23 protein-coding genes are annotated in these 20,699 nt (G+C 60.4%); 5 read left to right on the top strand and 18 right to left on the bottom strand.

What is annotated here, in order from left to right; genetic code table 11:
• Positions 1 to 241 precede the first annotated feature (241 nt).
• Positions 242 to 1,552, bottom strand: coding sequence for an adenylate/guanylate cyclase domain-containing protein (locus JQ600_RS18035; protein ID WP_212389971.1), 1,311 nt, complete (start codon positions 1,550 to 1,552; stop codon positions 242 to 244).
• 404 nt (positions 1,553 to 1,956) lie between these two features.
• Here JQ600_RS18035 and JQ600_RS18030 point away from each other — a divergent pair, with 404 nt between their 5' ends.
• Entirely contained in the window at positions 1,957 to 3,171 is a 1,215-nt protein-coding gene (locus tag JQ600_RS18030; RefSeq protein WP_212389970.1) for an NAD(P)/FAD-dependent oxidoreductase, read from the top strand.
• Between the two features lie 31 nt (positions 3,172 to 3,202).
• Here JQ600_RS18030 and JQ600_RS18025 read toward each other — a convergent pair whose 3' ends face one another.
• A complete protein-coding gene (locus JQ600_RS18025; RefSeq protein ID WP_249135944.1) occupies positions 3,203 to 5,170 on the bottom strand; it encodes a thiamine pyrophosphate-binding protein in 1,968 nt (655 codons plus the stop codon).
• On the opposite strand from JQ600_RS18025, the gene JQ600_RS18020 reads away from it, so the two are divergent.
• Complete coding sequence (locus tag JQ600_RS18020) at positions 5,142 to 5,327, top strand: hypothetical protein (RefSeq protein ID WP_249135943.1); 186 nt, start codon at positions 5,142 to 5,144, stop codon at positions 5,325 to 5,327. The genes JQ600_RS18025 and JQ600_RS18020 overlap by 29 nt on opposite strands.
• Positions 5,328 to 6,125: 798 nt before the next feature.
• Here the strand turns inward: JQ600_RS18020 and JQ600_RS18015 are convergent.
• Positions 6,126 to 6,371: a hypothetical protein gene (locus tag JQ600_RS18015; RefSeq protein WP_212389967.1), complete on the bottom strand. Its 246-nt coding sequence runs from the start codon at positions 6,369 to 6,371 to the stop codon at positions 6,126 to 6,128.
• A 192-nt stretch (positions 6,372 to 6,563) separates the two neighbouring features.
• Between JQ600_RS18015 and JQ600_RS18010 the strand changes: the two genes are divergently transcribed.
• On the top strand, positions 6,564 to 6,761 hold the full coding sequence (locus tag JQ600_RS18010) for a hypothetical protein (RefSeq protein ID WP_212266357.1): 198 nt from the start codon (positions 6,564 to 6,566) through the stop codon (positions 6,759 to 6,761).
• Positions 6,762 to 6,853: 92 nt separating this feature from the next.
• Here the strand turns inward: JQ600_RS18010 and JQ600_RS18005 are convergent, their stop codons facing one another.
• Together JQ600_RS18005 and JQ600_RS18000 are read right to left on the bottom strand one after the other, a co-directional pair.
• A complete protein-coding gene (locus JQ600_RS18005; protein WP_212389966.1) occupies positions 6,854 to 7,693 on the bottom strand; it encodes a universal stress protein in 840 nt (279 codons plus the stop codon).
• Positions 7,694 to 7,940: 247 nt separating this feature from the next.
• On the bottom strand, positions 7,941 to 8,285 hold the full coding sequence (locus JQ600_RS18000; protein ID WP_409363316.1) for a c-type cytochrome: 345 nt from the start codon (positions 8,283 to 8,285) through the stop codon (positions 7,941 to 7,943).
• A gap of 84 nt (positions 8,286 to 8,369) precedes the next feature.
• Here JQ600_RS18000 and JQ600_RS37400 point away from each other — a divergent pair, with 84 nt between their 5' ends.
• Positions 8,370 to 8,537 (top strand): hypothetical protein, encoded by a 168-nt coding sequence (locus JQ600_RS37400; RefSeq protein ID WP_212266361.1) that lies wholly within the window; start codon positions 8,370 to 8,372, stop codon positions 8,535 to 8,537.
• Between the two features lie 62 nt (positions 8,538 to 8,599).
• On the opposite strand, the gene JQ600_RS17990 is transcribed toward JQ600_RS37400, so the two are convergent.
• The 11 genes from JQ600_RS17990 to JQ600_RS17940 all read right to left on the bottom strand — a co-directional run bounded on the left by JQ600_RS17990 (position 8,600) and on the right by JQ600_RS17940 (position 17,440).
• Complete coding sequence (locus tag JQ600_RS17990) at positions 8,600 to 8,818, bottom strand: DUF6894 family protein (RefSeq protein WP_212266363.1); 219 nt, start codon at positions 8,816 to 8,818, stop codon at positions 8,600 to 8,602.
• 428 nt (positions 8,819 to 9,246) lie between these two features.
• Positions 9,247 to 9,471, bottom strand: a complete 225-nt coding sequence (locus tag JQ600_RS17985; RefSeq protein ID WP_249133169.1) for a response regulator — start codon at positions 9,469 to 9,471, stop codon at positions 9,247 to 9,249.
• A gap of 871 nt (positions 9,472 to 10,342) precedes the next feature.
• The gene (locus JQ600_RS17980; protein WP_212266365.1) at positions 10,343 to 11,023 is read right to left on the bottom strand and encodes a Crp/Fnr family transcriptional regulator; all 681 of its coding nucleotides are present in this window, start codon (positions 11,021 to 11,023) and stop codon (positions 10,343 to 10,345) included.
• A gap of 83 nt (positions 11,024 to 11,106) precedes the next feature.
• Entirely contained in the window at positions 11,107 to 11,325 is a 219-nt protein-coding gene (locus JQ600_RS17975) for a hypothetical protein (protein ID WP_212266367.1), read from the bottom strand.
• Positions 11,326 to 11,548: 223 nt separating this feature from the next.
• Complete coding sequence (locus JQ600_RS17970) at positions 11,549 to 11,920, bottom strand: nuclear transport factor 2 family protein (RefSeq protein WP_212389965.1); 372 nt, start codon at positions 11,918 to 11,920, stop codon at positions 11,549 to 11,551.
• 43 nt (positions 11,921 to 11,963) lie between these two features.
• Positions 11,964 to 12,521 carry a hypothetical protein gene (locus JQ600_RS17965; protein ID WP_212389964.1) on the bottom strand — a complete coding sequence of 186 codons (558 nt, stop codon included), beginning with the start codon at positions 12,519 to 12,521 and terminating at the stop codon, positions 11,964 to 11,966.
• Between the two features lie 35 nt (positions 12,522 to 12,556).
• Positions 12,557 to 14,107, bottom strand: coding sequence for a M48 family metallopeptidase (locus JQ600_RS17960; RefSeq protein ID WP_249135942.1), 1,551 nt, complete (start codon positions 14,105 to 14,107; stop codon positions 12,557 to 12,559).
• A gap of 329 nt (positions 14,108 to 14,436) precedes the next feature.
• A complete protein-coding gene (locus tag JQ600_RS17955) occupies positions 14,437 to 15,102 on the bottom strand; it encodes a lytic transglycosylase domain-containing protein (RefSeq protein ID WP_312011048.1) in 666 nt (221 codons plus the stop codon).
• 752 nt (positions 15,103 to 15,854) lie between these two features.
• A complete protein-coding gene (locus JQ600_RS17950) occupies positions 15,855 to 16,337 on the bottom strand; it encodes a hypothetical protein (RefSeq protein ID WP_212389963.1) in 483 nt (160 codons plus the stop codon).
• A gap of 455 nt (positions 16,338 to 16,792) precedes the next feature.
• The gene (locus tag JQ600_RS17945) at positions 16,793 to 17,212 is read right to left on the bottom strand and encodes a hypothetical protein (RefSeq protein ID WP_249133168.1); all 420 of its coding nucleotides are present in this window, start codon (positions 17,210 to 17,212) and stop codon (positions 16,793 to 16,795) included.
• 6 nt (positions 17,213 to 17,218) lie between these two features.
• Positions 17,219 to 17,440 carry a hypothetical protein gene (locus JQ600_RS17940; RefSeq protein WP_212266377.1) on the bottom strand — a complete coding sequence of 74 codons (222 nt, stop codon included), beginning with the start codon at positions 17,438 to 17,440 and terminating at the stop codon, positions 17,219 to 17,221.
• Positions 17,441 to 17,812: 372 nt separating this feature from the next.
• Here JQ600_RS17940 and JQ600_RS17935 point away from each other — a divergent pair, with 372 nt between their 5' ends.
• Positions 17,813 to 18,445: a LysE family translocator gene (locus tag JQ600_RS17935; protein WP_212266379.1), complete on the top strand. Its 633-nt coding sequence runs from the start codon at positions 17,813 to 17,815 to the stop codon at positions 18,443 to 18,445.
• A gap of 86 nt (positions 18,446 to 18,531) precedes the next feature.
• Here JQ600_RS17935 and JQ600_RS17930 read toward each other — a convergent pair whose 3' ends face one another.
• Together JQ600_RS17930 and JQ600_RS17925 are read right to left on the bottom strand one after the other, a co-directional pair.
• Positions 18,532 to 19,008: a VOC family protein gene (locus tag JQ600_RS17930; protein ID WP_409363317.1), complete on the bottom strand. Its 477-nt coding sequence runs from the start codon at positions 19,006 to 19,008 to the stop codon at positions 18,532 to 18,534.
• A gap of 212 nt (positions 19,009 to 19,220) precedes the next feature.
• On the bottom strand, positions 19,221 to 20,699 hold the full coding sequence (locus tag JQ600_RS17925; protein WP_212389961.1) for a UbiA family prenyltransferase: 1,479 nt from the start codon (positions 20,697 to 20,699) through the stop codon (positions 19,221 to 19,223).

Genomic DNA, 20,699 nt, shown 5'->3' with positions numbered 1-20,699 from the left:
CCGCCCGACCTCGCCATAACTCTATGGCCGTAGTCCACGCTGCCCAGCCGAAAATGTCGAAGCGGGAATCTGGTCTGATTGCTCGAAACCAACAGGCCGTAATGGCTAAGGTTCCCGGAACTTCCTCGCGCATGCGGTTGTTGAGCGGCTATTCCGTTGAGAATGGTTGCGGTGCGGTTGGTACGGAATGAATGGCGCGCCCGGGTAAAGTCTTCGATATAGCCGCAACCGCTTTGCACTACTAACGTTCGGCCGCGAACAATCTGACCGTTTCTGTGAGGCCTTTTAGGGAATGACTACCTTCGTCATGAAACCTGATGTTTGATCCTGCGACAAGATCACGGACTGTATTCGACACCAGAACTTGCCCGGGCTTTGCCATCGTCGCGACACGCGATGCAATGTGGACCGCAATTCCGCTCAGATCGTCATCGGCCATTTCGACCTCGCCGGTGTGAAGGCCGGCCCTTACCTGCAGTCCAAGAGCTTCAACGCCTTCATTGATCGCCAGAGCGCACCGGATTGACCGAGCCGGCCCGTCAAAGGTTGCCAGGAAGCCGTCTCCCATTGTTCTCACCTCATGCCCTCGATGTCGCGAAATCTCCCGCCGCACGAGCGCGTTGTGCCGATCCAGCACATCATGCCATGCACGATCTCCGATCTTCTCGGCACGCTTGGTTGAGTTCACAATGTCAGTGAACAGAACCGTCGCGAGCACGCGATCAGATTCGATTGCGGACCGCGAGCCTGTCAGAAATTCTTCGACCTCATCCAATATCCGTTCTGTCGCGCCAGTCCACAACATGTGATCGCTGCCGGGCAACTCGAGATATTTCGCGTTTGGGATTTGCCGGGCCATGAACCGCCCCGCTTCAACGTTGACGCGAACGTCCCCTTGTCGATGTATGATGAACGTCGGCACCCGGATCGACGGAAGGATTGGACGCACATCGATTTCGCTGTTCATTCGCATAAGCGCGACAACTGCGGAGGGACTTGCACCCAGGCGTTCAAAACGGGCCCATGACAGCTTGAACGTCTCATCGGATGCCACACTGGGGGCGAACAAACGGAGGCTCTCGCCGGTGCCCCAATTTTTCTCCAAGCGTTCCAGGGCGGCATCTATCCTGTCCGGGGGTATAACCCACGAGAGGAAGTGGCCATAGGTGCCGTACAGGACCAACGCTCGGGTGCGCTCCGGGTAGGTTGCTGCGAACAAGACTGACATCGCGCCACCTTCGGAGATGCCGAACAGGGCAGCCTGTTGCGAGCCCGCGGCATCCATGACCGCGCGAACATCGTCCATGCGCTCTTCGAGGGTTGGCACACCAACTGTTCTGTCGGAAAGCCCGGTGCCGCGCTTGTCGAACATGATCAGGCGGGCGAAGGCCGCCAAGCGGGTCCAAACCCGCGCCCGATATGGCTCCTCCCAGGCGACGTCGAGGTTCGAAATGAAACCAGGAACGAACACGAGGTCGAACGGCCCTTCGCCGACGACCTGATAGGCGATGCGAACATCACCGCTCTTTGCGTATTGGGTTTTCGGAACCATTGCGCATCACTTCACATAAAGTGGCGTGATCGGCTTCGTCGCATTCCGTGAGCAGGTTCGACCTAAATCTTACCAGTTTGCCGCGGTACGCGGAAGTCAAAACCGCGTAGCCCAGCCTCAGCATGCGGTAATCGGCTGCTGCCTCAATCAGGTATCACTCAAGCTAATTTGGATTTGCAGGTGAAGCTTGCCAGTCTGGGCGGCACGGCTCTTGGCGGATCCCCCGCCGATTCGCCAAACTAATCTCGGACTAGGTCAAGAAATGGAGGAAGGTGGTTTTGGCGGCCAACATCAAACGGGAATGAGTAGCAAGCGGAGTCGCCAAACTGACGGGATTTGGCCCAACACACTTGATTCCGCTTCTCTCACACGATTAGCTCAAGCCGAACGTTCGGGAAAATCAGATGCCGCGCATTGTTGTCCTCGGTGCTGGCTTCGCGGGGCTCTGGGCCGCCCTGGGTGCGGCGCGCAAGCGCGACCAGATCGGCGCGCCGGCGGCGGATGTCGAGATACTGGTCGTCGACCGCAACCCCTACCACAACATCAGGGTTCGCAATTACGAAGTCGACATCGGCGAGGCGGCGATACGGCTCGCCGAACTGCTCGACCCGGTCGGCGTCGATCACAGGGTTGCCGAGGTGAGGGCGGTCGATCCCGTCAAGCAGCGCGTGAGCGTCACCACGAATGGCGGCAGCGAGGTCATCGCCTACGATCGGCTGGTGCTGACGCTCGGCAGCCAGCTCGCGCGCCCCGCGATACCGGGGCTGGCGGCCTGTGGCTTCGACGTGGACAGTTATGCGGCGGCCGTCCGGCTCGAGGCGCACCTTGCCGCATTGGGCGGGCAGGCGGATGCCGGAGGCTGCGCCACGGTGGTCATCGTCGGCGCGGGTTTTACCGGCATCGAAGTCGCGACCGAGATGCCGGGCAAGCTTGAAAAGGCAGGCCTCACCGGCGAGCGACGCATTATTCTTGTTGATCCCAACCCCGTTGTTGGCGTGACACTCGGAGAACAAGCGCGCCCGATCGTCGGTGAAGCGCTGGCGGCGCTGGGTGTGGAAACGCGGCTCAACGCAAGGGTCACGGCGATCGATGCGAATACCGTCACGCTGAGCTCCGGCGAAGTCATCCCGACGCGGACGGTGGTGTGGTGCGGCGGGATGCGGGCAAGCCCGGTGGCGCAAACAATTGATGTCGAGCGGGATCGGCTCGGCCGTCTCCACGTGGATCAGTTCATGCGCCTCACCGGTGCGACAAACATCTTTGCCGCCGGCGACGTGGCTTCCTGCGTCGTGGACGGCGAACATGCCACCGTGATGTCCTGCCAGTTCGCGAGGCCGATGGGCCGCTTTGCCGGAAACAACGTTGTCGCCGATTTGCTTGGGCAGCCGATGCTTCCGCTTGACATCGATTGGTATGTCACCGTGCTGGACCTCGGAGCCTGGGGAGCGCTGCACACCGTCGGATGGGATCGCCAGCTGCACGCCTCCGGCGCGGCTGCCAAGGCGACCAAGCAGATTATCAACCGGCAGCGGATCTATCCGCCGCGGACGGGTGTACGCGCGGACATTCTGGCCGCCGCCGCGCCGACGGTGCAGAAGCCGCCGCCAACGGCACGCTAGCAGAGGGGATAACCCTCAGCGCACTGCCGCATCACCGCTTTCCTTCGATCTCGATCTCGACGAGATAGGGGCGATTTCCCGCAATGGCTCGCTCCATGACCGCGGCAATGTCGCCGGCCTTCTCGACCCGTGTGCCTTCGACGCCCATGCCGGCCGCCAGATGCACAAAATCGAGATCCGGTCCCGTCAGGTCCATCTGCTGATAGGGATGCTGCGTTCCCGCCTCGAAGTTCTGTCGCCAGACGTCCACGTTATGCTTGAGGATGCGATACTCCCGGTTTGAAAGAATGACGAACACGATCGCAAGCTTGTGGTGGGCTGCGGTCCACAGCGCCTGAATGCTGTACATCGCCGAGCCGTCGCCGGAGACGGCGACCACCGGGCGATCCGGCATCGCGACCTTCACCCCGATCGCGCCGGAAAATCCCTGACCGATGCCGCCGCCGCGACCGCCGAAATAATCACCGAAGCCGCGATAATCGAACGATCGCGCCAGGTCGAGGCTGGCGGTGATGCTTTCGTCCACGATGACGACATTGTCAGGCAGCCCCCGCCGAAGCTCGGCCGTCACCCGTGCCATCGAGCTTGGCTCGCGGTTCCAGGCTTTCTCCAGCCGCGCCCGGTACGCCTCCCGGTCGCGGGCGCTCAACTCGGCCAACGCCTGATTGCGGCGCTCTGCGGCGAGCCTGAATGCGGCGCTTTGCCGGCTGCTTATGATGTCAGCCAGTGAGGCGATGCTGGCCGCCATGTTGCCGACGATGCCGCCGTCGAGGCGGTGATTGAACGCCAGACGCTCGGGCGATTCCTCGATCTGGACAACAACGGCGCCGTCGGGGAAATGGCTGCCTTCCGCATACCAGATGTCCTCGAAGAACGGCCCGCCCAGCAGCAAGACGAGATCGGCATCCGATAAGGCTTTACGAACCTGCGCGGCGTCGGCCGGGAGCGATTGGCGATAACTCGGATGGCTGGTCGGAAACGGCGCATGGGCGCGCAACCCTTCGAACCACACCGGCGCGCCGATCGCCTCCGCCAGCGCGACGAGCGCTTGAGAGGCCCCTGATCGGGCGACGTCATCGCCGGCGACGATCGCGGGGCGCTGCGATTTCAGAAGAAGCGAGGCCAATTCCTCGATCCCGGCGGGGTCCGGTTGTGGCGAGCGCCACAATTTATCTGACGCGATCGCCCCGACATTGGTTTCCTGCTCCAGCACGTCGATCGGAAGCGAGACGAAGACGGGTCCCCTGGGCGCATCGGTCGCGACCTTGAAAGCGCGCCGCAGCACGGGCGCGAGCTCATCCGCACGTTCCACCTGCACGCTCCATTTGGTGACCGGCGCCGCCATGGCGACGAGGTCGTGGCCCAGCACCGGGTTGGCCAGCCGCATGCGCGTATCCTGCTGGCCGGCGGTCACGACGACAGGCGAATTGGCCTTGAGCGCGCCGTAGATCGCGCCGATGGCATTGCCGAGCCCCGGCGCGACGTGGAGATTGGCCACAGCCGCGCGGCCGGTGGCCTGCGCATGGAAACTCGCCGCGCCGACCGCCACGCCCTCATGGAGGGTCATGACATATTCGATCTGCGGATAGCTCATCAGACTGTCCAGCAACGGCGTTTCTGTCGTCCCGGGATTGCCGAAGATGTGGCTCACGCCGTTCGACACCAGCGAATCCATCACTACACGCCGTCCGCGCATTACTTGCTCCCTTTCAGGCCTCTTTTTTTTGGACGATAACACGCAGGCAGCGTCCTCAATACCGTTGTTTGTGGCGAGCGGCCGAGCGTGTGCCGTGAAGCGATCTCCCGGGCGCGTATGTGGGTTCCTCCTGACGCCTACGATTGTTGGAACAAACCTGGGGCAGGCTGGTTTCGTTTGCTCAATTGGAGAGAATGCACCGATGAAGAAGCTCTTCTTGACGGCGTTCGCTGCTGCGCTTGCAAGCAGCACTTTCGCGCTTGCTGACACCCCCGTGACACCGGCCGAGGCCGAGAAGATCAAGGCTGTCCTGGAAGGCCTTGGCTGCACGGGTGGCAAGATGGAAAAGGAAACCGAGGCCAGCAGCTATTTTGAAGTCGATGACGCCAAATGCAGGGATGGGCAGTACGACATCAAGCTCGACAAGGACTTCAAGCTGATCGCAATGATCCGCGACTAAGCGGGGCGGGACAGAGCTTTGGTGATTTGCCCGTCGGGTTGAAGTGGCCACGAGGTGACGCCGCCTAAATAGCCATCAAAAAGCTGGCGCCTGTGTCGCACCCCGCGCATTCGAACGTGCGCAGTTCGATGTGGGAGCTGCTTGGTTCGATGAGGGTCAGCTTCATCGGCTTGCCGCATGTGGCGCACGGCAGCTCCGTGGTTTGGAAATGGGTACAGCTCGGCGGTGGACGCGCGATTTTCATGGTTGCCTCTGTCGACCTCGCAAGCCTTGTTCAATCCTCCCGGCCGACGCCGCCAGCTCTGTTCAAGACGTCAAGGGCAGGGTTTGAATTATCCAAACCGCGCCCTGGTCAGAGCTTACTCTGCTCGACGACATCGCAGCCCTGCGGTCCGTCAACCTGGCGGAAGAGACCGTCATCGATATGATAAACGTGTTCCATCATGTGCCTCGATTGCAAGACTCGATTGCAAGAATAGGCGCAGCTTCGTATTTTCCTGCTTCTCAACGGATTTTGAATCGGCTGGGGACGATGCTGCAGCACCTATTCAGCGTACGGGTTACCAAGGTTGCCGGATTTCTCCGCCCGACCTCGCCATAACTCTATGGCCGTAGTCCACGCTGCCCAGCCGAAGGTCGAAGAGGGAGTCTGGTCGGATTGCTCGAAACCAACAGACCGTTATGGCTAAGGTTCCCGGAATCCCCTGACAAAGGCCGGATTGATTTCCCAGACAGAGCGACATTGATCAGGGCGGCCGCCGACATATAGCCGTCCCAAAGCCGGGTCAGTTCGACGACTCAATCGTCGCGGGCGACCAAGCTGCCTTCGCTTGCGATCTGAATGGTGCGGTGGCCGAACATTTCAACCGCATACCGGAGCCCACCGGCCCGATCCTTGAATATCGCAACGACCGTTCCCTCGGCGTGGTTGCTGAATGCTTGATGGACCTTGTCACCGATTACGAATCTGGAAGCCATGGCGAATCCTCCACCCGACAGGCTTTGCCTCCAGTCAGGCTTATGTGCGGCTTCTTTGCGATCCATAAGTTGTCCCCGGCGATGTGAAGTGCCCGGGTTCGGTCCCAGGGGCAGACTCGGACATGGGCTAGAACTTCGCGCTTCAAATGGGGACTGACGGATTCAATTTTTTCGGATTCAATTTTTTCCGACTGAGCTAAATTGACCATGCGGTGTTGCCGAAGCAGGCCATACTCAGACCATGACCTGGAGGCGACAATGCTGACCCATCAAGAATTCGCATCGCTGCTTGCGGTTGGCCATACCGCCGTAAATGACCGTCCGGCGGTCATCCCTGCCGAACACAGCGCCCGACTGATCGCGTTAGGCTACATGGCCGATATCGATGGCAAGTTGCGCCTAACCACACCGGGCAGAAATCGGATTGCTGCCGGAATCGCAGCTTTGGCCTCGTAGCGGCGGTGCGTCCGGGCGCAGCTGTCACGTCGGGTATTCCGATCATCGCTCAATATGGCGGTCAAGCAATGATAGCGCTGACGGGTTCGTCGTTAGTGCGAAAAGAGGATCGGCACGGGTGGCTTCGATAACAGGCTCTTGGTAGCGCCTCCGAGGATGAACTGCCTTAGCCGCGAGTGGCCATAAGCACCCATCACAAGCAAATCCACCCCGTGGGACAGCGAATACGATTCAAGGACGCTGCCAATCGGCTTGCCCTTGGCTTCGATCCTTTCCAGCACAACATCGATTTCGTGCCGAGCCAAGTTCTTTGCAAGTTGCTCAGCAGAATGCTTTGTGTCCATGTCCTTTTCACCGACAATTGTGACCACATGGACCTTTCTCGCTTTTTCAAGAAGCGGAAGAGCGTCCGATATCGCGCGGGCGGCAGCTCGGCTGAAATCCCAAGCCACAGCGATCGTGCCAAGCTCGAACGAACGTGACCGGGGAATTTTCGGCAAGACCAGGGTAGGCTTACCTGATCCAAAAATAACCGCCTCCGCGTACATTTGATCGTCCGAGTCCATAACTGGCATGATGGTCAGATCGTGCAGCCGGGCATAGTCGACAAGCAGGTTCGGGACCTCAGTCGGGGTACATTTCTGAAGGATTGCTTCGTGAGGAACGCCAGCCCTTTCCGCGGCTTTGTCGCATGCCGCGAGCAGGGTCTGGGCATTGTGCCGGCTCTTGGCGCCTTCACCCGCAATGATCTCGGGAAGATTGGCGAACGAGCCCGAAAGGAAATGTCCGGGCACCTGAACGTGCGTTTCGCAGGACAGCGCTGCGAGATGCGCGCCGAGGACCGCAGCGATTGAAACCGCATCGTCGACTACCGATGAAGGAGACGGCTCGGGATAGCTGGTCAATGTCACGAGAATATCTTTGAAAGCCAAGACTTCCTCCTCATAGCAATGCAGCGATCGCCCAAATCCTGGGCGAGGTGCGCGATGATGATGGCGGGAGCGCCGTGGCTCTCAGTCACCGATAGCGGCGAACAACGAACGCGATGATAACTCCTATATGGGCACCAGACTCGGGAAAGCGAGCTGAAGAGTCCATGTCCGAGATGGGTCAAATCGCCACTGGTCGCACGTTCGAGTCCAGACAGCGAGTTCTCGCTAACGCCGATCGTTGTACTGGCTAAGGCTCAAGCGATTTAAGGAAGCTGATGAAATCGCCAACTTGCCCGGGATCCAACCTGAACTCGGGCATATTCGCATGACCGGTGGAAAGCCCTTCGCCAAGCGCTTCTTCGAGCGACTCGACGCGATACCGCAGGTGGAGAGTTCGAAACGGCGGGGCAATGGCTAAGGAACTCAGGGTGAACTTATCGATGGAATGGCAATGCGAACAGTTGGCTTGAGCAAACGCCTTGCCCGCAGCGGCGTTGGGTTCGGCGCTGCATAAGGTTGCATTCACCAACACGCTTAGTGCGATAGCAACAGAGGATACGATACTCACCTTGAGTTGGTGTAAGTAAATCAAATAAGACGCTCCCGGCCAACGTGCCTGTTATGTCTGTCCAGAGGCCCGTGACACCCTCTATGCTAACTGCGTCGGCGTTGCGGGATGAGCCGTTTTCGGATGGTGGTCGTGCAGGTACGACGCCAGATGTTTTCCGACGATAATGTCCCCGGCCATAGCGGTTTCGAAAAGGTTCTCCTGCACGTCGCGAGGGAGGTCCGGCCACAATGCGAGCGCGGCCTTGCCCAGCAAGCGCTCGAACTCGAGAGTTGAGTTAGCTATCATCATTGGACCACTCTATTTAACGCGGGCAGGGGCAGTCGGCCCTGCCGCCTTTATTCCGGTTCGCGGTGAACAAACTCGCGATAAATCTCTTTTCCACTTTCGTTGACAACCAATATCTCAAGGTCCTGGTCGTCCCGCAGGCTGTTGTCCCGGAAGTCCTGCGCGATCTCCTTGCAGTGCCTGATCGCTTCGGCATTGGTGTTGAACTCGATGCCGATGCGGTCTCTCATCGGGACGCCGTCTTTCATGTCAAAAAAGAACTTTTGCATGGTCAATGCTCGATTGCAGGGATCGTGGCCAATCAAACGCGCTACTTCGGTATCAGGCGCCCATCATGAACTTCGTGAGTGGCCACGTATTCGCGACGGGCGTCGATGGCGCGTTGATGCCATACGATTGCTTCGTCGATCCAGTAGTCATGACGTGTTGGATCCTCGTGCGCGTTCTCACGACAGGTTGACGCTTTGGCGATGCACTCGTGGCGCCGATACATCAGGCTATCAATCCGCCACGTTCCAACCATGCATCAGTCACCGCGCTTTCGATGATGTGCTGTTGAACCCTCCTGCAATGCGGGCAAGTAAACGTTCGCAGGTCCTGGCCCGTATCGCTCGGTTCGATAGCGGTCAACTTCATGGGAGAACCACAAGCCGTGCATTGTGGACCCTGGCTTTGTCTTTGCAGCATGGACGTTACCTCAGTTCGGTGTTCTGAGTTCTCCCCCGAGCCATCCGACCACCTTCGACTTCAAGGGATCCGACACAATGACGCTTGTCTGCACGCGATCGCATTTAGGGCATTCGAACAGCCGGTGTTCGAAGCCGATCGGCCCCGGCCAAACGCGCTCCAGCATCATCCGCGTTTGGCAGTGGAGACAGCGCGGGCGCTCGATCGCGATCAGAAATTGTTGGGATGAAGTCATGATGCTTCCCTGAATTGGGCGGGAGCGTTCCAGAACTCTCAGTCACCGGTAGGTGCCGAAGCGGGCCGGTGATGGAACCAGCTTGGCACTCCCCCGGTCCCCCCGTCTGTTCCATTTTGCTCACATTCCGAAAGTTAATGAGTTGGAGGCCTTCCAAAATGGCGATGCACAAGCGTCGCGTCGGGGCCGTCCCAATCAGGACCCGGCATATCTGTTTCGCATAGTGGTCAAAATTGAGCAGCGCCAAAGGCAGGGATGTGCTGACATTTGCATAGGACGGGTGCGCCATTCGGCTGCGCCCGGCTCTCAAAGACCGGCCCCAGCAGGAAGCCAGCCCCTGGCTGGGGCCGCTCTCATCGCGGCGCGCCGGCCGATCACATCGCCATTGCGATCACCAGAAATCAACGAGGCCGCATCGCGGCGCGACGTCGTTTCACGTTCACGGTCGAACGTGCTGAACTTGGACAGAATGACCCCGGCGCTTGGGCTTGGGGGCTGGTCCGCGCCGGGGCCACGCTTGGAAACGTCGCCGTTGCGGACAGCGACGTTCGGCTTCAAGCCGATCACATTCGCTGCGGCGGCGCTGTTCTCTTTTGCTCACTTCCAACTATGGGGACCAGAAATCCGGCAACGTTGAACGTCCGTAAGGTCCTGGAACTTGTGCGAGGGGCGGCGGTTGGTCCGCTCACAGGAGAGTTCAATGCATAAGGATGGAAAGCAAATAGTCGAGACAGCGGTGGAGGCCAGAGGTGGTCTCTTGGGCAGACCCGTTCTCCTGGTGCTCATCGTGAGCTGCGTTCTGGCAGTTGCCGCACTTGTCGTGACGTATTCAGGGGCGTGAAGAGGTCCGTTGAAGCGACGCGCTCGATCGTTACGGCTCGCGCTTGATCTCGGGTTTGTCGTACAGGACCGCATTCAACAATGAACTATTGACCTCAATTTTTCCGTTGTAGCTGATGAAGCCGAGCTTGCGGAATTTGTTCATGAAGAAGCTCACCCGGGACCGGGTGGTGCCGATCATCTCGGCCAGAGTCTCCTGGCTGATATTTGGGATGATCGGCTGGGGACTGCCTTCCTTGCCGAAATTCGCCAGCAGAAGCAGCAGGCGCGCCAACCGCTTTTCGCTGGAGTTGAAGAGCTGATCGATCAGGTCTTCCTCAATGCGGCTGTTGCGGGTCAACAGATAGGCCATGAACATCTCGGAAAACTTCGGTTGATCGTGAAGGGCTGCGAGCATTGCGGCCTTCGTGATAGTGGTGACCAGGCAGTCTTCCATCGCGGTCGTGGTCGCAATCCGCACCGAATGGCCGTTCATGCAGCCTTCGCCAAAGAACTGGCCGGCTCCAAAAATCCCGACCACCGCCTCTTTGCCTTGCTCAGATATGACAACAACCTTGACCCGTCCGCTTTGAATGTAAAAGACGGTGTCTGCCGCGTCGCCCTGGGCGAAGACGACCTGATCCTTATGAAATTCAAGGATCGTTTTGCCCTCGCCCACGACGGCGAGAAACGCCTTGGGATCAAAGGCAATCTGATTGGTGTTGTTAGCCATGTCCGGTTTGATCCCGCGGCAGGACATCTACCTTAGCCGTTTTGGCCGTAGCGGTCCGGAATTTAACTACGTCCGAGGCGGCCCTACTTATGGCCATCCACGGCATGGGCGGCCAGCCACTTTTTGTCGCAGGCGAGCGAGCGCATCGAAGCCGCAATCTGCCGGTGCTCATTGCGGGCTGGCCCGGGCGGCATGGAGCGCGAGTGCCTGATAAGTAGCCGGCGCAGTTCGTAAAGCTCCGCCATCGTGTAGCGCTTGGTTTCGACGGCGTTATTTTCCACAAGCTCGCGAGCCCATGTCATCTGCCTGATCTTCCGATGTGGGGTGACGATAGCATCATGCCGCGTCGCAACACCGACTCGCTGGTCAAAATTGCTCACATTGCCAAATAACGGGAAGGGGAACCCCCTTCGGGGCATCCGCGGCGGCTCACTTCGGAGATTGCAGGTGAACGAGGCGTGAACCGACAAATTCAAAGTGGTCCACGGCGGTTCGCGTTGCTCCGAAAGTGCCCAAACCGTACGCTCACTCCACGATTTTCCAGTACGAATCCTTGCGGATCACCTTGCCGTCGCGGAACGTATAGAAGTCACAACCCTGGACTTCCTTTCGTGCGCCCTCCCGGGTGGTCCCCGTGAGGGTCCATTTCGAGATGCCGGTATCGGCAGCCGCGTCCACAAAATGCGCATCGTTGCCGTAATGGACATCGGGCAAGCCTTCAAAGCGCGTCGCCAGCGCTTCCCGTACATTCCGCTTGCCCTCGAAACGGGAGCCCCACGGGCTGCTTCCCCTCGGCATCTCAAGGATACAATCGTCAGCAAAGCATGCCATGATGCGATCGAGATCGTGCGCGTTGAAGGCTTCACACAGCTCCTTCAGTGCGGCGCGAATGTCCATCTGCCGTCTCCATCCCGTTTGGACAGTCCTGCCTGCACGCGCATCAAAGGCCAAGCGTGATCTCGGCCCAGCGCATCACCCGATCGCCGTTGAGGAATTCGATCACGCTGGGCTCGGTCGCCGCCGGCCGGTCGTGGCCGAGCACGGCGGTTGCGGCGATCATGTCGCAGCGTTCGTTGAAGACGACGGATATCGCCGTCTTGCCGAGCGGATTGCGCGCGTTGAGCGCGTAGGCGCGGCTGCGGCCTTTCATCCACGCAATGTTGATCGGACGACCGGCGCCGAGCGGCGCAACGTCGCCGACGAGAACGAGATCTCCCATGCGATCCAGATCTTCATCATCGGCGACGCCGGTCGTGCAATTGCAGAACCCGATCTTGGCACGCAGATAGAGGCTCACCTCGGCGCCGCAGTCGGCCGCCTTGCAGCGGAACGCCTTGCCCTTGCCCCACTGATCGATGGGGAAGGGCCAGGCCACCTCGGTCCAAACAGGCGCCGTCGCAGTTGCCGCGGCGTGCCGTGGCAGACCGGACCACGCCAACGCCGCCGCGAGTACGCACCCCAGCGCTGCTGCTGCGACGGCGATAGCTAGCCTTCTCATTGCACCACCGTTCTGCTCGCTAGCCGGATCATGCTCTAGTTGCTGGCGAGATACGTCTTTGCCGCCGCTACCTCGCGCCGCTCCGTGTCGGCGTTCGCCGCGAGCGCCATGAGTTGCTGATAGTTCTGTCGCGCCGCCGCCTTGTCACCGAGCGTGTCGGCGGCCTTGGCCGCACCGGCGTAGCCCTGGAAGCGGTTCGGCTCCTTGGCCTTGGTGGCCTCGAATGCCACAAGCGCCTCCTTGGCCATGCCGCGATCGAGCAGCATGGAGCCGTAGAGCTCGCGCGCCGGCGCCATCGGACCTGGCGTGACCACATGCTTCTCGGTCAGGTCCTCGGCGTCCGCTGCCGCACTCATGGCCTTGAGAGCCTCGTCGTACTTGCCCTCCGAGTGAAGCACCCAGGCAACGGCGACCTGATGCTGGATGTCGACGATCTGCGACCAATAATTATCCTTGGCGTCGCGTAACTTGTCGCGCAATTCCGCGAGCTTCTGGATGTCGGCCCTGGCCGCTTCCGGCTTGCCGGAGCGCGCCGAGCCGAGCGCGCGTGCGAAATGCGAGATCGCCATCGCGTAGTTCAGGCCGCTCGGCCTGACGGACAGTTGCGAGGCCGCGTCCCAGTCGCCGCGGTCGATCGCAAAGCGGGCCGGCGAGGCCGCCAGCGCGTAGTCGGCGGCCGCGACCGTCACCTTGAAGTCGGTCTCTTTGATCATGTCGTCTATGACGGCGCGCGCCTGCTGGTCCTGGGCGAGCTGAAGATGGGCATAAACCATGTAATCCTGCGCGTGCAGGTAATTGCCCACCGACTTCTCGGACTTCGCGGCTTTCACGGAGGCGGCGTTGGAGACGATCGATTCCTTCCAATAGCCGACGCGGGTGTAGATGTGCGACGGCATGTGCTGGGCGTGCGGCGCGGCCGGAGCGATCTTGGCGTAGCGGTTGGCGGCGTCGAGGCCTTTTTGCGCAGTCGCCGGATAGTCGTAGAGGTGGATCAGGTAGTGCGTCACGCCCGGATGCTGCGGCAGCCGTACGGACATCGGCTCCAGGATTGCGGCGCCCTTGGTCTGCTGCGCGTAGGTCTTGTCTTTCAAATCCGCCGAGGTGTTGAGCGTGATGGCGTAGGCAATCTGAGCCTCGTCATCGTCTGGATATTTCGCTGCGATGTCGGCCTGTTTGTCGCGCAGCGCGCGCATGCGCTGGGCATGGGGGATCGTTTCGTGGTCTGCATACATCACCATCATCGCATCGATATAGTCGCGTTCGCGCTCGGTCTTGGCTCCGATCTCCCTGGCTTTGGTGATCGCGGCGAGGCCGGGCGCAAGATTCGGCCGCGGAATTGCGGCGTGCGGATTGTCCATCATCGTGAGCGCGATGCCCCAATACGCCATGGCGCATGTCGGATCAGCCTTGATGGCCTCCTCAAAGATCTCCTTGGCATTGGTGTACCAGAACGAGTGCTGGTAGCGCATCGCGCGATCGAAGCGACGCTGCGCAACATCGTTGCAAGAGGTTTTGAAGCTCACGTTACCGAGCTGCTGATCCACGTCGTCTTGCGCGGCGACCAGCGGCTGAGGCGTAGAAAGCATAAGAGCCGCGACGGCGACACCGAATGGAGACTTCCGCATGGATTTGCTCCCTCTGGCTCATCTGGCAAGAATGGATGCCACTATACGACTTTCGGTCCTTTGCCGGAACCACTCGCATCATGGCAGTGTAATTGACCTTTCGGTCCCTCCGGGCATTCGGCGTAGATGCGTCCCGGCGAGTTGCTTTTGGGCTCCACTCGATCAGCTGGTCCGCGAGCACAAGGATTGTCGGCGGGAATGTGAGCCCGAGAGTCCGCGCAACCCTGACATTGGCGATCAGTTCGGTCGTTCCATAGCGGCGAATGGCCAGATGTCGGCAATTGGGCGATCTAGATGCCACGCATCTTGTGATCGGCCCAGTTCTTGAGATCGCGTACCGTTAGGACCTCGAGGAACGGGTTAGCCCTGACAAGTTTCTGGCGGGTGGTTCGACCGGTCGCGTCAGCGGCCGCCATGACGGACGCGGCGTCGGCATGTTCGGCGCCGGACAGCAGAGCGACGGCGCCAGCCGGTCCGGCAAAATAGGCCAGATAAAGCGAACCGGACGTGAGGGGCAGACCGCGCTTATTCAGTGTCCTGGCATATTGCTCAAGCAGCCGCGCAATCATCTCCCGCGTAAGTTCTGCGTCCTGCCGTAGCTCCAGGAGTTCCTTATCGCTGCGACCCTTGATCAGATCGCGGCGATGCTTTCGGATGGCTTCGAGCCATGTGTCATCGAGAAATTGACCAGCCCCTGTGGCGCTGGAAAGCTTGTTCTTTTTGTTCGCAATTCCCGCCGATTCGACTTTGATGATGCGCTCCACCAGAGCCTTGACGTCGATTGACTCGATTGTCTGCCGGTTTGAATAAGTACTGCGAAAGATGTAGGCGCCTGCGATACCAGCCAACGCAATCGCCGCCGCTAACACGATCGCGACGATTGCCACGTTGAACGGATCTCGCGATCTGTCAGGTGCGCCCCGCTCGTCCGGGCGAGGTGGCCTGATTTCGTCCACACGCGCTCCGCCCCCAGATCTACGAGCGAGGTTCGCCGGTTCGGCGCCGGCCAACGCGACATTGCACGAAGGCCATTGCGCTAGGTCTGGCATCGGGAGGACAAGTTCAATGCTTGAAGAAGACCATCGAAAGCATTCGGACGACACGGCCTGGCCTCGCCCATCGGCTTCGGCCGGGCCATCCTTGCAGCTTTGTTGGGATCTGTGGATTGAGGCTTGGGTTTGTCAGGCTCCGTGTATTTGGATCCAGGTCGTAACTTCCCGGCAACGTGCTTTTTGCCGCCTGTAGCGCTCCCGACAGTGCTCGGCTCCTTTTCTGGAGTTAAAGCCGTTGCATCCGGCGGCGGTGTTCGTTCGACGGATGAGATCGGCTGAACCGGTGCTTCATGCTGCAAACGGTGGACTTCGTGCCGGTCAGTCGTCTCCAGGGTGTCACCTGATTCGCTGACGCCGATGGTCAGTTGCTCGAACCGATCTGGCGCAGTTGTCTTGGTGCGTCGCGGTGTCCCCAGCTCCATGATGGTCAGAGCGCTGAGGCCGACAACGAGGAGACCTGCCCTCATCATGATCTGCTCTTCCAGAACGAAGGTGCTTGCCCCGTATAGGGGGAAATAGTCTGCCCAACGTCGCAGAACGATTTCTAGGATCCAATGCGGCGGGTTAGCGGCAGAATTGACTTGCGCGCAGGAGCGACGAAGTAAGTCTGACAACAGGGTTAATGCACGGAGGCGCGAGTGTCTCTGCGCACGGGCTCAATGAAGGTTGAACAGCTCTCTCACCAGCTGCCCGGAAATGATGTTCGCGAACGACAACCTGGTGGGCGCTGCGACCGGTGCCGGGCTGCCACTCGCGACCACAGGCGTTTTGATTTGCGTATGGGGCGATGACGGGTGTCTGGCTGCAGCCTCCTTCACCATTCTCTTCGTGGCTTTTGGCTTGCTTTTTTCCACGCCAGTAACCGACGCATGAGAAGTTATCGGCGCGTATGATTGTGCTTGCGCGGGCGGCTCGTCCGGCATGGCATCGGCGGGCGCGGGCGGCGGAACGATCGTCGGAAGGTTGGTGTCGATGACGATCCGCTCCGGCGGCTGCTGCAGAGAAGCGATCCGGATGACCGGCCTGTTAACTTCGTCACCGGCGGGCTCCGCCGAGGGTTGCGGAAAGAACCAGTTGGCCACGAACAGCAACACAAGCAACGATGCGCCGACCCAGGCTATGTATCGTCCGAGAGGCATGACCATCTCCGCCACAGAACCTGACGAGAGCAAACGCCGTAATTCCTGACAGTCCGTAACTGAACGTGGTTACTGCCGGAATTGCTGTTGCCGAGTTCGATCACGAACTTCCGTGAGCTACTCGGTGTAGATTTGATGGGAGTTCGGCAGGTCCGGGAATTGACTGCCTGCTACCGATGAACCGGCATACGCGCATACCGCGATGACGAGCGCCCTGATGATCGTGAACATTTGCTGCCTCTTGCTGTTGGAGGCAGCCTAGAGCGGATTTGTTTCGGACGGCTTAGGGAAGGTGGTTTTCACGTCATTGACCGACTTGGTAAACAGTCTGCTTGTATCCATTTTCCGTAGAGACGCCGTCGGCGCAGCCCGTGCTGCACCGCATCAGGACCGCCAGCGCTTCTCCTGCCCGTGCAGCGCAGCGGACCTCGGCCCCTCAGACGTGCCAGGTCTTTTCAATGCCAAGTCGGCCTGAACGATTTAGCCACCGCCAGCGCAGCCCACTCGTCGGTTTCCAAAGCAATTTTCTGTGCGAGCATGACGTCGCCGGGCACCAGTGGCTGGTTTGGTACAAAACACCAACCGGCTTTCGGGCGCCCATATTGGTCAAGTTCATGAATATTTGTCGCTGTGCCATAACAGATCCGGTATCGCTTGCCGGTCTGGCAGCCCGTGACTTCGAAGTACCCGTATTTGTTGAACTGAACCAGTTGTTCGGGCGATAGCCACGCTTGCAGCAACCTTATGCCGCGCACCTCCCTTTGAGGGCAGCCCAATTCCCGATATTGAGCCCGCAGCAATTGCCAGCGGTTCGCGCTATCCGCCAGCAATTGCCTGATGTTACGGACCGCATTACGTAGCGTTGTCTGCAACATGAGACGCTAACCGCCGACTAGCCTTGGATAAAACAGGGTTTCTTCGGCTTTCGGATCGAACCTGCGGGTTACCGTCGGATCGCCAGAGGAGTTTCTGATTGCCGCTGTGAAGCCGGCGCCTGTGAGCTGTTCGAAGCGCTTTTCCGCTTCAAACAACGCCTTCGCGTCGTTCGCATCAAACTCATGGCGGGTATCGCCAGTGTGGTCCATAACGATGTGGGTTGCCATTGCAAACACTCCTTGGGGTTCGCACCATCAGCAAATCTGCAATGGCAGAAGTTCCGAAAAGTTCCAAAGGCTCGCCAAAATACAATTGCCGCCCGCCGGCGAGCTCAAAAATGGGCGATTCATTTTCGAAATGCGGGCAGGATGCAATTTTCCGCCGCGCTGGTCGAAATTGCTCACATTCCGAACCGGGATAGGGCCGCTCAGGGTAATCCGCGTCGCTTTTGGTACAAGTATGGGCTGGGTGGGCGGCTACCCAACTGCTAATGAAATAGGCCTGCCTCCGTCGTAACCATCACCGGCTGGCACACCCGACAGGGTGTCGCTTGACCTCACTCCGCGCGCTTAACCTCACCACGCATATGGATGCGAATAATGACCCTGACGACCTACTTGCTGTACCTGGCCGCCGTAGCCGTGTTGGTGCTGTCACCCGGCCCAACCATGCTCACTTGCATGACGACGGCGCTGAACGAAGGCAAGTCAGGCGCGCTGGCAGCTGCGGTTGGCAGCATCAGCGCGGTCCTCGGAGTCATGGCGCTTTCGGCGCTGGGCCTCGGTGCATTGCTCGCGGCATCGGAGCTTGCCTTCACCGTGGTCAAGGTGATCGGTGCGATCTATCTCATCTGGCTCGGCATCAAGACGTTCGGCAGCACCGCTGAAGCCGTCGATATCAAGAGGGCTCCAGCGGACAGCGGCCGGCGCTTGCGCACGCACTATGTCAGGGGCTTCCTGGTCGGGTCGAGCAATCCCAAGGCCATCCTGTTCTTCACCGCGTTCTTCCCGCAGTTCCTGAACCCGGTCGAGCCGTTCGCGCCGCAATATGCCATCCTCGCCGTTACCTTCATCGCATGCGAATTCAGCGTGCTGGCGATGTGTGCCTTCGGCGTCTCCGCGATCGCCCCCGTCCTGCGCTCCAGCTGGCACATGCGCTGGATCAACAGGGCAACAGGAGGGCTGTTCGCAACGATGGGTGGCCTGTTGTTGTTCAGCCGGCGTCACGCCTGATACTGAAAATTCAGTGAGGCCGGTCCACGTCCGCTTTGCACCCGCGACGACCGAGCCCGGGCCAGGCCACTTCTATCCGGCGAACATCAACCGCGCCGCGCCGCTTCGATCGCGGCTACGTCGATTTTCTTCATGGTCATCATGGCATCGAAGGCGCGCTTGGCTTCGGCGCCGCCGGCCGCCATCGCGTCCGTCAGCGTGCGCGGCGTGATTTGCCAGGAAACGCCCCATTTGTCCTTGCACCAGCCGCATGCGCTCTCCTGGCCGCCATTACCGACGATGGCGTTCCAGTAGCGGTCGGTCTCTTCCTGGTCGTCGGTGGCGATCTGAAACGAAAACGCTTCGGTTTGCTTGAACATGGGGCCACCGTTGAGGCCGATGCAGGGAATGCCGGCAACCGTGAAGTCGACGGTCAGCACGTCGCCCTTCTTGCCCGAGGGGTAGTCACTCGGTGCGCGGTAGACGGCGTGCACGGCGCTGTCGGGAAAGACTTCGGCGTAGAAGCGGGCAGCCGCCTCGGCGTCCTTGTCGTACCATACGCAAATCGTGTTCTTGGCAGTCATCTTGGCCATTTCTCATCCTTTCGCTTCGCTTGGTGCCGCTTGCGGTGTCCAGGCCGGCCCGATCGGCGTGGCGAAACGACGAACGGGGTCGGCCGAATCCGACATCGTCCTGCGGTTTTTTTTGGATTATTTTACAGGGGCCAACCTGTGTCTTCCACGCCCGACGACGCGGAACCTCCGCGGCATCGAGGCGCAAGCGGCGACGGGGCATGTCAGCCAAACACGCCCGACCATGCCAGTCCGAAGCACACCATCAGGGCGCCGCCGAGCGCCAGGCTCGGCCGATCGGTGACGGCAAACGCCACGGGATCGTCGTGCAGCTCGCTGCGGCCGCATTTCAGCCAGATCCGGCACACGAACAGGAACAGGATGGCCGGAAAAGCCCAGAGCCAGGCGGTGTTGCCGTAAAAACTCTGCCGGAAGGCGTCGTTGATGATGTAGAGCACCATGATGAGCACGGCGGCTACCCCCGTCGCCATGCCGATGCCCATGATGAGCGGCAGGTCGATGGACTTGTAGCCGCGGCCACGGACTTCGGTGCCGCCGCGCTCGATGACGCGGGCGACCTCGGTGTGGCGCTTTGCGAAGCTGAGCGAGGCGAACAGGAACATCGCGAACACCAGCAGCCAGGGCGACGGCGGCGCGCCCGACGCCACGATGCCCGCGCCGAGGCGCAGCGTGAACAGTCCGGCCAGCACGAAGCCGTCGAGAATGGGGATACGCTTGAGCGCGAACGAATAGAGCAGGGTTATCGCGAGATACAGCAGCACGACGGCAACGGTTGCCGGTCCGGCCAGCGCCGCAACGGCTAGCCCTGCGAACAGCCCGATCGGAACGGCGGCGATCGCCGTTGCAAGCGGCAGGCGTCCACTCGCCAGCGGCCGGTTTCGCTTCGACCAGTGGCTGCGGTCGTCGGTCAGGTCCCAGATGTCGTTGACGAGATAGGTGGATGAGGCGACCAGGCCGAGGGCGAGGAATGCGCAGGTCGTCGCGTAGACGGCGTCAACGTGGGAGACCAAGCCTGCGAGGATGAGTGGCACGAAAACCAGCGCGTTCTTCGCCCATTGGTGCGGGCGCATGCTGCGCACCAATGCACGGATCCGGGACGGTCGCGGGAACACCTTGGCGACGGTCGCGACGCTTGCGGCGGCGTGCTGCACCGACGTTGCCGCCTCGACGACGATGGCGTTTTCGGCGCGGCGCCAGATCGGAATGTCGGCGCGCGCATCGCCGGCATAGTCGAAGCCGTCAGGGAATCGTTCGGCGAGAACCTGTGCCTTTGCTTCGCCTTTCAGGTTGCGCAAGCCGTCGCTGCCGATGACGCCGCGAATGAAGGCAATCCGCCGCACCACCTTTTCCGCGACCTTGGCGTCGGCGGCGGTGGCGACATAGACCGGCCGCCCGCTCGCCGCGATATCGGCCGCATAGGCCAGGAGTTCTTCATTGAACGGCAGAACCTCCGGCTCGATGTTGGTCTCCTCGGCGAGACGGCGCTTCAGATAGGCGCGGCCACGCAGCATCCACAGGCCGATCTCGAACAGCCGCCACGGCGCGGCACGAAGCAGCGCGAGCACGGTTTCAAGCAGCATGTCGGCGCGCACCAGCGTGCCATCGAGATCGAGGATCAGCGGCCGCGGTTGCGGCGCCTCGCGCGGATCGGAGAGTGCAAGCGGCAGGGGTAAGGTGGACAT

This window comes from Bradyrhizobium sp. AUGA SZCCT0176, from assembly GCF_018130145.1.
Classification (GTDB): domain Bacteria; phylum Pseudomonadota; class Alphaproteobacteria; order Rhizobiales; family Xanthobacteraceae; genus Bradyrhizobium.
The sequence above is the reverse complement of the archived record's forward strand: the minus strand, read 5'-3'. Positions and strand labels throughout refer to the sequence as shown.

Coding starts and splice junctions, on each gene's coding strand:
- JQ600_RS17970 (WP_212389965.1), bottom strand. CDS start 11,920: ATGGACATTCGCGCCGCACTGAAGGAGCTGTGTGAAGCCTTCAACGCG.
- JQ600_RS17925 (WP_212389961.1), bottom strand. CDS start 20,699: ATGTCCACCTTACCCCTGCCGCTTGCACTCTCCGATCCGCGCGAGGCG.
- JQ600_RS18015 (WP_212389967.1), bottom strand. CDS start 6,371: ATGGATCGCAAAGAAGCCGCACATAAGCCTGACTGGAGGCAAAGCCTG.
- JQ600_RS17930 (WP_409363317.1), bottom strand. CDS start 19,008: ATGACTGCCAAGAACACGATTTGCGTATGGTACGACAAGGACGCCGAG.
- JQ600_RS17985 (WP_249133169.1), bottom strand. CDS start 9,471: ATGACTTCATCCCAACAATTTCTGATCGCGATCGAGCGCCCGCGCTGT.
- JQ600_RS18010 (WP_212266357.1), top strand. CDS start 6,564: ATGCTGACCCATCAAGAATTCGCATCGCTGCTTGCGGTTGGCCATACC.
- JQ600_RS17935 (WP_212266379.1), top strand. CDS start 17,813: ATGACCCTGACGACCTACTTGCTGTACCTGGCCGCCGTAGCCGTGTTG.
- JQ600_RS17965 (WP_212389964.1), bottom strand. CDS start 12,521: ATGAGAAGGCTAGCTATCGCCGTCGCAGCAGCAGCGCTGGGGTGCGTA.
- JQ600_RS17945 (WP_249133168.1), bottom strand. CDS start 17,212: ATGTTGCAGACAACGCTACGTAATGCGGTCCGTAACATCAGGCAATTG.
- JQ600_RS37400 (WP_212266361.1), top strand. CDS start 8,370: ATGAGCCGTTTTCGGATGGTGGTCGTGCAGGTACGACGCCAGATGTTT.
- JQ600_RS17940 (WP_212266377.1), bottom strand. CDS start 17,440: ATGGCAACCCACATCGTTATGGACCACACTGGCGATACCCGCCATGAG.
- JQ600_RS18030 (WP_212389970.1), top strand. CDS start 1,957: ATGCCGCGCATTGTTGTCCTCGGTGCTGGCTTCGCGGGGCTCTGGGCC.
- JQ600_RS17960 (WP_249135942.1), bottom strand. CDS start 14,107: ATGCTTTCTACGCCTCAGCCGCTGGTCGCCGCGCAAGACGACGTGGAT.
- JQ600_RS17975 (WP_212266367.1), bottom strand. CDS start 11,325: ATGACATGGGCTCGCGAGCTTGTGGAAAATAACGCCGTCGAAACCAAG.
- JQ600_RS17990 (WP_212266363.1), bottom strand. CDS start 8,818: ATGCAAAAGTTCTTTTTTGACATGAAAGACGGCGTCCCGATGAGAGAC.
- JQ600_RS17980 (WP_212266365.1), bottom strand. CDS start 11,023: ATGGCTAACAACACCAATCAGATTGCCTTTGATCCCAAGGCGTTTCTC.
- JQ600_RS17950 (WP_212389963.1), bottom strand. CDS start 16,337: ATGCCTCTCGGACGATACATAGCCTGGGTCGGCGCATCGTTGCTTGTG.
- JQ600_RS18035 (WP_212389971.1), bottom strand. CDS start 1,552: ATGGTTCCGAAAACCCAATACGCAAAGAGCGGTGATGTTCGCATCGCC.